The sequence below is a fragment of the Herbaspirillum sp. B65 genome (assembly GCF_000333555.1).
Lineage (GTDB): Bacteria > Pseudomonadota > Gammaproteobacteria > Burkholderiales > Burkholderiaceae_D > Herbaspirillum > Herbaspirillum rubrisubalbicans.
In genome coordinates, this window is the sequence record NZ_BADI01000857.1 from 1 (window position 1) to 8818 (window position 8818).

Genomic DNA, 8818 nt, shown 5'->3' on the forward strand with positions numbered 1-8818 from the left:
GCCGCGGGTGTTCATGCTGTGTTTGGCGGCGGTTGTGCGCTGGCGGCGCTGGCCGGTGTCATCGGCGGCAATGCCTTCGTCACCGAACCGGGCATGGCGGGGGCCGTGGGTAGCATCATCTTCGTGGTGGTGGTGGTGGGCGGACTGGGTTCGCTGCCCGGGGCCTTCATCACCTCGCTCCTGATCGGACTGATGCAGACCTTTGCCGTGGCGCTGGATGTCTCGCTGGCCAGCCTGGGCGTGCAGCTGCCCGCCGGCAGTGCGCTGGCCCCGCTGGCGCGCCTGACCCTGGCCCAGGTGGCGCCGGTCTTGCCCTACCTGCTGCTGGTGGTGATGTTGATCGTGCGGCCCAAGGGTCTCATGGGAAAGCGCGAGGGGTGAGCGGTGAAACGACTCGTGCTGCCCTGGTTGATCTTCGCGCTGCTCCTGCTGGCCGCGCCGCTGGTATGGCCGCAGAGCGCGGCCCTGTCGCTGCTGTCGCAGATGGGCACGATGGTTTTGCTCTGCCTGTCTTGCAACATGCTGCTGGGCGAGGGCGGGATGCTCTCCTTCGGCCATGCCGTCTATTCGGGGCTGGGGGCCTTCGGTGCGATCCACCTGATGAACCGCATGGCCGCAGGCGCGCTGGTGTTTCCGATGACGCTGGTACCGCTGGCTGCTGGCTTGACCGGTGCGCTGTGTGCGCTGGTGCTGGGTTACCCGACCACGCGTCGGGCCGGCACTACCTTCGCCATGATCACGCTGGGGCTGGTGGAGCTGGTGTCGGCGTGCGTACTGATGTTGCCGGAGGTCTTCGGCGGCGAGGGCGGCATTTCCGCTAACCGCGTCATCGGCGAGCCGGTGCTGGGCATCAGCTATGGGCCGCAGATCCAGGTCTATTACCTGATCGCTGGCTGGCTGCTGGTCTGCGCCATGGCCATCTACGCGCTGCGTCAAACGCCCCTGGGCCGTATGCTCAATGCCGTGCGCGACAACCCCGAGCGCGCCGCCTTCATCGGCTACGATCCGCAGCGGGTACGTTACCTGGCGCTGATCTTGTCGGCCTTCTTTGCCGGGGTGGCGGGCGGCCTGTCGGCCATCAATTTCGAAATCGTCAGCGCCGAATATGTCGGGGCGCTGCGCTCCGGCACCATCTTGTTGTTTACCTTCATCGGCGGCACCGCCTATTTCTACGGCCCCATCGTCGGGGGCGTGGTCGGTGTGCTGTTTTCTTCCTGGCTGTCGGCCTATACCCAGGCCTGGCAATTCTACCTGGGCGCGTTCTTCATCCTGATCGTGATGACCGCACCGGGGGGACTGGCCAGCCTGATCGACCGGGGCTGGCGCACACTGCGCAGCGGTCGTCTGGAGGCACGCATGATGGCGCGCCTGGCCGCTTGGCTGCTCGCAGCACTGGTGACCCTGGCCGGCGTGGTGCTGGCTACCGAAATGGCTTACCAGGCCAGCCTGGGCAGCTTGACCGATACCGCCGAAGGGGCGGCGCCGCTGGCGTGGTGGGGGTGCTCCATCGATGTCCATGCGCCGCTGCCCTGGCTGGTCGCTTTGTTGCTGGCGGCTGTCGGCACGGTTGGACTGGTGTTCTGGCGACGCCAGGGGGAGGGCCGATGAGTACCCCGTATGCCCTGCAACTGCAAGGCCTGCACAAGGCCTTCGAGCGCAGCCAGATCCTGTGCGGGGTGGACCTGCAATTGTCGGCAGGCGAGCGCTGCGCCTTGATCGGTCCCAATGGCGCCGGCAAGTCCAGCCTCTTCAACCTGGTGTCGGGCCGCTATCGGGCCGATGCCGGGCGCGTGCTGCTGCATGGCCGCGACATCACGCGCGACTCGCCCCAGCAGATCAACCGGCTGGGTTTGGCGCGCAGCTTCCAGATCACCAGCCTGTTCCCGCGCCTGAGCGCCTTCGAGAACGTGCGCTGTGCGCTGCTGTGGACGCTGGGCTACCGCTATGCCTTCTGGCGCCGCATCAGCCAGTTGCGCGACGCCAACGCACGCGCCCGCGCGGTGCTGGACAAAGTCGGCCTGGCCACCCGGGCAGAGGTGGCCGCCGGCGAGTTGAGCTACGCCGAACAGCGGGCGCTGGAATTGGCCGTCACCATTGCCGCCGATGCTTCCGTGATCCTGCTGGACGAACCCACGGCCGGGATGAGCCGGGCCGAGAGTGCGGCCATGGTGGCCTTGATCCGTGAGGTCACCGTGGGCAAGACCTTGCTGATGGTGGAGCACGATATGCAGGTGGTATTCGATCTGGCCGACCGCATCGCGGTCATGGACAATGGCCGCGTGATCGCCTGCGACAGCGCCCAGCGCATCCGCGCCAACCCGCAGGTGCAGGCACTGTACCTGGACCGGAGGCGTCATGGATAAGTCCGGCCGCTTGCTCCGGGTGGACCGCCTGCACGCCTGGTATGGCCAGAGCCATGTGCTGCATGGAGTCTCACTGGAAGTGCAGCGCGGCGAGATCGTCAGCATCCTCGGTCGCAATGGTGCGGGCCGCTCCACCTTGCTCAAGGCCTTGATGGGGCAGGTGCGCAGCAGTGGCGGGATCGACTTCGACGGCACCGATATCGCTGGCCTGCCGACCCATGCCATCGCCCGGCGCGGCATCGGCTACGTGCCGGAAAGTCGCGATGTCTTCCCCACGCTCACCGTGGCGCAGAACCTGTTGCTGGGGCGCAAGAGCGGGCGCGCGCCGGTCCAAGGCTGGCGCGAGGAAGAGGTGTATGCCTTGTTCCCGGCCCTGGCCAGACGCCACAAGGTGGCCGCCGGCGCACTGTCGGGCGGCGAGCAGCAGATGCTGGCGCTGGGCCGGGCCTTGCTGGGCAATCCTTCCTTGCTGCTCATCGATGAGCCCACTGAAGGATTGTCGCCGCAGATGGTGCAGCAGGTGGCGCATTACCTGGAACTGCTGCGCCAGCGCGACGTGGCGGTGCTGCTGATCGAGCAGAAGCAGGCCATTGCGCTGGAGCTGTCGCAACGGGTGTATGTGATGGGACGCGGCGAGATGGTCTTCCATGGCACGCCCGCTGCGCTGCAAGCCGATCAGGACTTGCAGCGCGAATGGCTGGCGCTCTAGGAGTGCAATAGCGGGCAATTCTCGTTGCCCGGCGATGGCTGGCCGGGCAGGCGCGTTTCACAATCGCGTCTTTACCTGCCTGCGAGACCTTCATGCTGATCTGGCCCCTGCTGATTTCCTTTGCCCTGCTCGCGGTCTATGCCGCCGACCGCGCCTGGCTGCGCCATGTCAATCGCCCCGACCTGCCTTTGTACGACCCGCATGGCTACCTGGAGATCACCGAACGCATGACCGAGCTGTGCCACGGCGACCGCACCCGCGTCGATGCGCTGGTAGCGCGCCAGCGTCGACGCTTTCCGCAGGCTACCCAGGCGGAGGTGGTGCGGCTGGCCATGCGGGAATTGTTGGAGCCGCAATCGTCAGCGCATCCCTGAATGCGGAAGTTGTTTCATGTAGAAGGATGTTGGGCGGAGATGGGAGAAAATTGTGATCGATATGGGAAGTTGCTTCTCTCTGATCTTATTGATCGATCAAGGTCGCAATTGGGATGAACAGTATCTCACCCTCGCTTTTCTGCAATTCAATGGCCATCGGGAAGTGATATGGTCGAGCCATTTCATGGGCACTTGTGAACCAGCAGTGATGGCCTCGTTAATTTCGCGTATGCCAGAGCGAATCAGCCAAGGCGGCAGCCTGTGGTTGTGCCACCGCTGTTGAGCACAACTGGTTAATGGTGACGCTGACCTGAGAGATCAGTGATGACATGGCCCATGTAGCCTCAATACCTTTGTAGAATCGATAACATGGAGCATCACCGAGCATGAATAACCAGCATGAATGCAATCTGTGCGGCGGCACCGAGCTTACCGAATTGATCAACTTCGGAGAGTTTCCGGTCGCCAAACACTATTTGACCAAGCCGGATGAGGAGCGTCCTGTCTGGCCTGTCAAGTTGCACTTTTGCGAACACTGCGGCCTCACCCAATTGGTCGATGCATGTCCGCCTGAAGTCATCTATGCCAATTACGTCACCATCAGCGCATGGAAATTCCAGCCGCATCTGTTGCCGCAGATCGAACTGATCAAGACCCTGGATGGTATGGAGTCCGGATCAGGCATTATTGAAATCGGTTGCAATGACGGTGGTTTTTTGGAGCAGCTCAAGCTCCAGGGGTTCACCAATGCGGTAGGTGTTGAGCCAGCACAGGATGCCTACGACCTGGCCATTGCCAAAGGGGTGGACGTCATTCGCGACTTCCTCACGCCGGACTTGGCAAGGAAGATCGTTGCCCAGCGTGGTCAGTTCAATTTGTTCGTCTCACGCCAGAACCTTGAACACATGAGCGATCTGCGCGGCGTGGCAGCTTGCATTGAAACCCTGGTGCAAGACGGTGGATATGTGCTCATCGAAGTCCCCAACTTCGAATGCAACTTGCGCACACACGACTATGGACTGTGGGAGGAACACGTCAATTACTTCACGCGGGATACCTTGCGTGAGTTCCTCGCGCAGGCCAATGTCGAAATCGTGCATAGTGAGGTCTTTGTCTTCAGCGGCGAGGGCATTTTCGTCCTGGCGCGCAAGAAGGGGCAGGTTCCTTCCGACCTCAGCTATGTCCCTTCCCTGCGCGAGCAGAATCTGGACTATGCCGCGCAGTGGCAGCCCTTCATCCGGGATATCAACCAGGAGCTGGCGCAGTTCAAGCGTCAGGGCAAGAAGATCGCCGTCTACGGCGCCGGCTCGCGCGGTTTTTGCCTGCTCAACTTCGCCCGTATGACCGGCAATATTGATTTCATCGTTGACGATCAGCCGGAAAAGCAGAATACCTGGATGCCTGGTACTGGCCTGCCCATCGTTGGCAGCGATGCCTTATATGAGCAAGGGGTCGACATCTGCCTGCTCGGTGTGAATACGGAGAACGAGGACAAGGTCTTGAAGCGGCACGAGAAATGGATCGCGGGCGGCGGACAATTCTGGTCCATCTTTCCACCCAGCGCTCGGATGCTGCCGGCGTGGCAGAAATACATAGCCTGATTGCGTGCGGTGCGCTGGCAAGGAGGACAGGTCGGACGCCTCACCCTCAGCATTGCCTCATCTGCGGCTTCCAGAAAGCCATCGATTGCTCGGCGTCGGGCTTTTGTCAGAAATGCGTTCTAACGATAGGACAACATGTTAACCCTTCTCATTCCTACCAAGAATCACGGCATCTACCTCGAACATCTCCTTGCCAATGTCGTTTTTGGTCCGGGATCGCCGGTCACCAATCTGCTGATCTTCAATGACGGTTCCACGGACAATACTGCCGAGATCCTGAGCAAGTACGCCAACGACAAGCGGGTGCGGATCATGGGCGGCACATCGAGCATCGGCGTCATGCTGGCCTACCAGCAGATGTATCCCTTGATCGAGACGCCGTACATGACGACCATCGCCACCGATGATCTCTTCTACCCTGAGGCCATGACCCGTCTGCTCGAAGCGACCGTGCGTAATGATGCTTGCATGGGGTTTGGCAAATACCAGATTCTGGAGGACGGAAACCTGTCCGACCTGCAGCATCCGGGCTGGCATGGCAGAAACTTCAAGCGGAGTTGTGATTTTGAAGCCTTGATGAGCTACGACCATTATGTGTTTTTGGGCATCTACAAGACGGATGCCTTGCCACAGTATGGTCTGACCAGATTTCCCTATGACCTGTCATTGAACCGGCTGGCAGCTGCCGACGGCTTGGGTGAATTCCGGGCGCAGGACTGGAGTCTGGCGCTTGACATGGCCATTGCACATCCCGACCGGATCTGTTTTGTGGACGAGTATTGCGGCGTTTTCCGCAAGGTCGCCAATCAGCTTTCTTCGGATGCCATCTATGTGCACACTGGTCGAGCCGTCTATGAAATGGCACTGCTGATCTTGCGCCACTTGAGCAATTACGAACTGCGGCAGAGGATCAAGAGCGAGCCGCATTTCCATGTGTCGGTCAAGAACCTGTTCTATGCCAAATTTGGTGCCGTCACCGAAGAGGCAAAGAATTCTCACAACTTCCAGCAAATCTACAAGCCGATCATCCTGGCGGCCGACACCATCCTCAATAACATGTAAGAAAGAGTGCGAGGTAGCCGTGTTCATCAACATGAGCACGGTTGTTGCCGCTGCCTGACGCTGTCTTTACAGCATGGCCGGCGGCAAATCCAACCCTAGGGTTCTGAGCATTTCCTTGCGACGCAGGCGCAGCTCGTCGTCAGCCGCCGGCCATTTACGGTAGATCGACAGGAAGTCCAGGGCGATCGAGCCATTGGACTTGGCGTCGTTGTTGCGGCTCTGGCCTTCATTGATATGCACGACGGGCCCAGAGATGCCGAGGAAATTGAATTCATATTTCAGCACCAGCGAAATCAGGTAATCCCAGTCCTCGTGGCTTTGCAGCGTGGCATCCACCAGATGGCGCTTGGCGATGGATGAAGAGAGGACGATGGCATTGTTGGGAATGAAATTGCTGACCAGCAGGGTGCGGATGTCGGTGGCGCCCGTATCGACTTCGGTACTGGAGAGCACATGTGTGCCCTCGGGGGTACGCACTTCCTTCAACTGGGTGTATGACACGTAGTTGACCGCATCGCTGAGGAAGCGGTTGCATTGGACGATGGCTTGCAGGAAATCAGGTCGATAGCTGTCGTCATCGTCCAGGAACAGGATGAAGCGGCCGCGCGCCAATTGAACGCCAGCGTTGCGTGACTCCGCAGGGCCCTTGGCGCCTGGCAGGCAAAGGAAGACATCTTTTTCGCGCAACAGACGGCTGGCGACTTCCTTGGTCGGGATACTGCCTTCGTCGGCGACCAAGACAATCTCGTAATCGACAAAACTCTGTGCCAACAGCGAGCGCAGCGCGCGCTCCAGAATAGCCGGGCGACGGTGGGTAGTGACGATGATGGAAAACAGGGGCGCGATGGTCATGGTCATAGGTAGGTAATAGGCGATGGATGTCAGGACGCTTGGGCCGGTCGGCGTGAATCAGATGGGGAAAACGTACACCGATGATGTGAGCGCATGACTAAGCATTCGGCCTTGAAGAAGCTTGTCAAGCAAACCGTGCCTTTTGCCGACAATGCTCACCTGATGGACTAAGAGGAAGTGCAGGGTGACGATGGACATCGGCCCGGAGGGCAGACGGTGCAGCAAGATGGGATCCCCGGTGTAGACTTTTATAAGGGACACTATAGCGCCCAAAGTGAGCACTGTAAACTTGATGTCGGGAGCATCGTCTGGTTTGGCAGTCCAGTCGCATATGGCAGAAAGGGGCGCTGCAGCGCCCGCGCAGGCAAGGCAAAGCCAAGATAAGCAGGTCGCTTCCTGCTGGCCTTGTCTGCGCGGCCGAACTGAATGATCACGCCATGTGGCGATGAGCGGATTACTTGTTGACCAGCCGAGCCGGCAGGGTCAGCGTGAGCAAGCCACCGATCACCAGCGAGGCCGCCAGCACGTACATGCCGGCATTGGTGCTCTGGGTGGTGTCCTTCAACCAGCCCACCAGGAACGGGCTGACGAAGCCGGCCAGGTTGCCCAGCGAATTGATCAGCGCGATGCCGGCCGCGGCGGCGGTGCCCGACAGGAAGGCGGTCGGCAGGCTCCAGAACAGGGGCAGGGTGGTCATGATGCCGACGCTGGCCAGGGTCAGCGAGGCCATGGCCATGGCGGTGTTGTGACCGTACAGGGTGGACAGCAACAGGCCGATGCAACCGATGAAGGCCGGGATGGCGACGTGCCAGCGACGTTCGCGGCGGGCGTCGGCGCTGCGGCCGATCAAGACCATGGCGGCGGCAGCAAAGGCATAGGGGATCGCCGTCAGCAGACCCACGTTGAGCGGATCGCTCACCCCCGTAGCCTTGATGATGGTGGGCAGCCAGAAGCTCACGCCATACAGGCCCATGACGAAGCAGAAATAGATCAGCGCCCCCAGCCAGACCCGGCCATTGGCGAACATGGCGCCCAGCGACAGGTGTTCCTTCTGGCTTTCTTCGTGGCTGATGTTGGCTTCCAGCAGGCGTTTTTCGTCTTCGCTCAACCAGTCGGCGTCACGGATGCGATCCTTCATATAGAGGATCACCAGCACGCCCAGGACCAGCGATGGAATGGCTTCCAGGATGAACATCCACTGCCAGCCGGTATGACCCCACACCCCCGGCATGGCGTGCATGATCCAGCCCGAGAACGGGCCGCCGATCACGCCCGAGAGCGCGATGCCGGTCATGAACAGGGCCGTGATCTTGCCGCGCCGGGCGGCCGGGTACCAGTAGGTGAGATAGAGGATCACGCCCGGGAAGAAGCCGGCCTCGGCCACCCCCAGCAGGAAACGCATGATGTAGAACATTTCCGGCGTGGTGACGTAAGCCATGGCACCGGAGATGATGCCCCAGGTGATCATGATGCGGGCGATCCACAGGCGCGCCCCTACCTTGTGCAAGATCATGTTGCTGGGCACCTCGAAGACGAAGTAACCCAGGAAGAAGATGCCCGCGCCCAGGCCGTAGACGGTGTCGCTGAATTTGAGATCCTGCAGCATCTGCAGCTTGGCGAAGCCGACGTTGACCCGGTCCAGGTAGGAGGCCACATAGCATAGGAACAGCAGTGGCAACAGACGCCAGGTCACCTTGCTGTAGGTGGCGTCTTCAAAGGATGCGCGCGCGCCGTCGGCGGCTGCGCCTGCTTGGTAAGTCATGTCTCGCTCCAGATGTTGTTTGACGTGTCGTTGTTGTACGTCGCCGGTTCTTTGTGACCGCTTGACAGTGCCAGCATTGTAGTGGCGGGAGGACA

At 60.8% G+C, this 8818-nt stretch carries 8 protein-coding genes and 1 pseudogene; 7 read left to right on the forward strand and 2 right to left on the reverse strand.

Annotation, left to right across the window (positions count from 1 at the left end):
- The 7 genes and pseudogenes from I5W_RS20380 to I5W_RS20410 all read left to right on the forward strand — a co-directional run.
- Positions 1–381 (forward strand): annotated as a pseudogene (locus I5W_RS20380) (branched-chain amino acid ABC transporter permease); the annotation flags it as partial.
- 3 nt (positions 382–384) lie between these two features.
- Positions 385–1608, forward strand: a complete 1224-nt coding sequence (locus I5W_RS20385; protein ID WP_044530603.1) for a branched-chain amino acid ABC transporter permease — start codon at positions 385–387, stop codon at positions 1606–1608.
- On the forward strand, positions 1605–2363 hold the full coding sequence (locus I5W_RS20390) for an ABC transporter ATP-binding protein (protein ID WP_044530604.1): 759 nt from the start codon (positions 1605–1607) through the stop codon (positions 2361–2363). Before I5W_RS20385 ends, I5W_RS20390 begins: the two co-directional genes overlap by 4 nt.
- Positions 2356–3072, forward strand: a complete 717-nt coding sequence (locus I5W_RS20395) for an ABC transporter ATP-binding protein (protein ID WP_044530605.1) — start codon at positions 2356–2358, stop codon at positions 3070–3072. Before I5W_RS20390 ends, I5W_RS20395 begins: the two co-directional genes overlap by 8 nt.
- Before the next feature lie 92 nt (positions 3073–3164).
- Positions 3165–3446 carry a hypothetical protein gene (locus I5W_RS20400; protein ID WP_044530606.1) on the forward strand — a complete coding sequence of 94 codons (282 nt, stop codon included), beginning with the start codon at positions 3165–3167 and terminating at the stop codon, positions 3444–3446.
- Positions 3447–3832: 386 nt separating this feature from the next.
- The gene (locus tag I5W_RS20405) at positions 3833–5047 is read left to right on the forward strand and encodes a class I SAM-dependent methyltransferase (protein ID WP_044530607.1); all 1215 of its coding nucleotides are present in this window, start codon (positions 3833–3835) and stop codon (positions 5045–5047) included.
- Between the two features lie 135 nt (positions 5048–5182).
- The gene (locus I5W_RS20410) at positions 5183–6109 is read left to right on the forward strand and encodes a glycosyltransferase family 2 protein (protein WP_044530608.1); all 927 of its coding nucleotides are present in this window, start codon (positions 5183–5185) and stop codon (positions 6107–6109) included.
- A gap of 66 nt (positions 6110–6175) precedes the next feature.
- Here I5W_RS20410 and I5W_RS20415 read toward each other — a convergent pair whose 3' ends face one another.
- Entirely contained in the window at positions 6176–6961 is a 786-nt protein-coding gene (locus I5W_RS20415; RefSeq protein ID WP_237741811.1) for a glycosyltransferase family 2 protein, read from the reverse strand.
- 454 nt (positions 6962–7415) lie between these two features.
- The gene (locus I5W_RS20425) at positions 7416–8723 is read right to left on the reverse strand and encodes an MFS transporter (protein WP_044530609.1); all 1308 of its coding nucleotides are present in this window, start codon (positions 8721–8723) and stop codon (positions 7416–7418) included.
- Positions 8724–8818: the final 95 nt, after the last annotated feature.

What these genes read in the sequence shown, in the direction of transcription:
- I5W_RS20390 (WP_044530604.1), top strand. Translation starts at nt 1,605, where the DNA reads ATGAGTACCCCGTATGCCCTGCAACTGCAAGGCCTGCACAAGGCCTTC.
- I5W_RS20395 (WP_044530605.1), top strand. Translation starts at nt 2,356, where the DNA reads ATGGATAAGTCCGGCCGCTTGCTCCGGGTGGACCGCCTGCACGCCTGG.
- I5W_RS20400 (WP_044530606.1), top strand. Translation starts at nt 3,165, where the DNA reads ATGCTGATCTGGCCCCTGCTGATTTCCTTTGCCCTGCTCGCGGTCTAT.
- I5W_RS20405 (WP_044530607.1), top strand. Translation starts at nt 3,833, where the DNA reads ATGAATAACCAGCATGAATGCAATCTGTGCGGCGGCACCGAGCTTACC.
- I5W_RS20410 (WP_044530608.1), top strand. Translation starts at nt 5,183, where the DNA reads ATGTTAACCCTTCTCATTCCTACCAAGAATCACGGCATCTACCTCGAA.
- I5W_RS20415 (WP_237741811.1), bottom strand. Translation starts at nt 6,961, where the DNA reads ATGACCATCGCGCCCCTGTTTTCCATCATCGTCACTACCCACCGTCGC.
- I5W_RS20425 (WP_044530609.1), bottom strand. Translation starts at nt 8,723, where the DNA reads ATGACTTACCAAGCAGGCGCAGCCGCCGACGGCGCGCGCGCATCCTTT.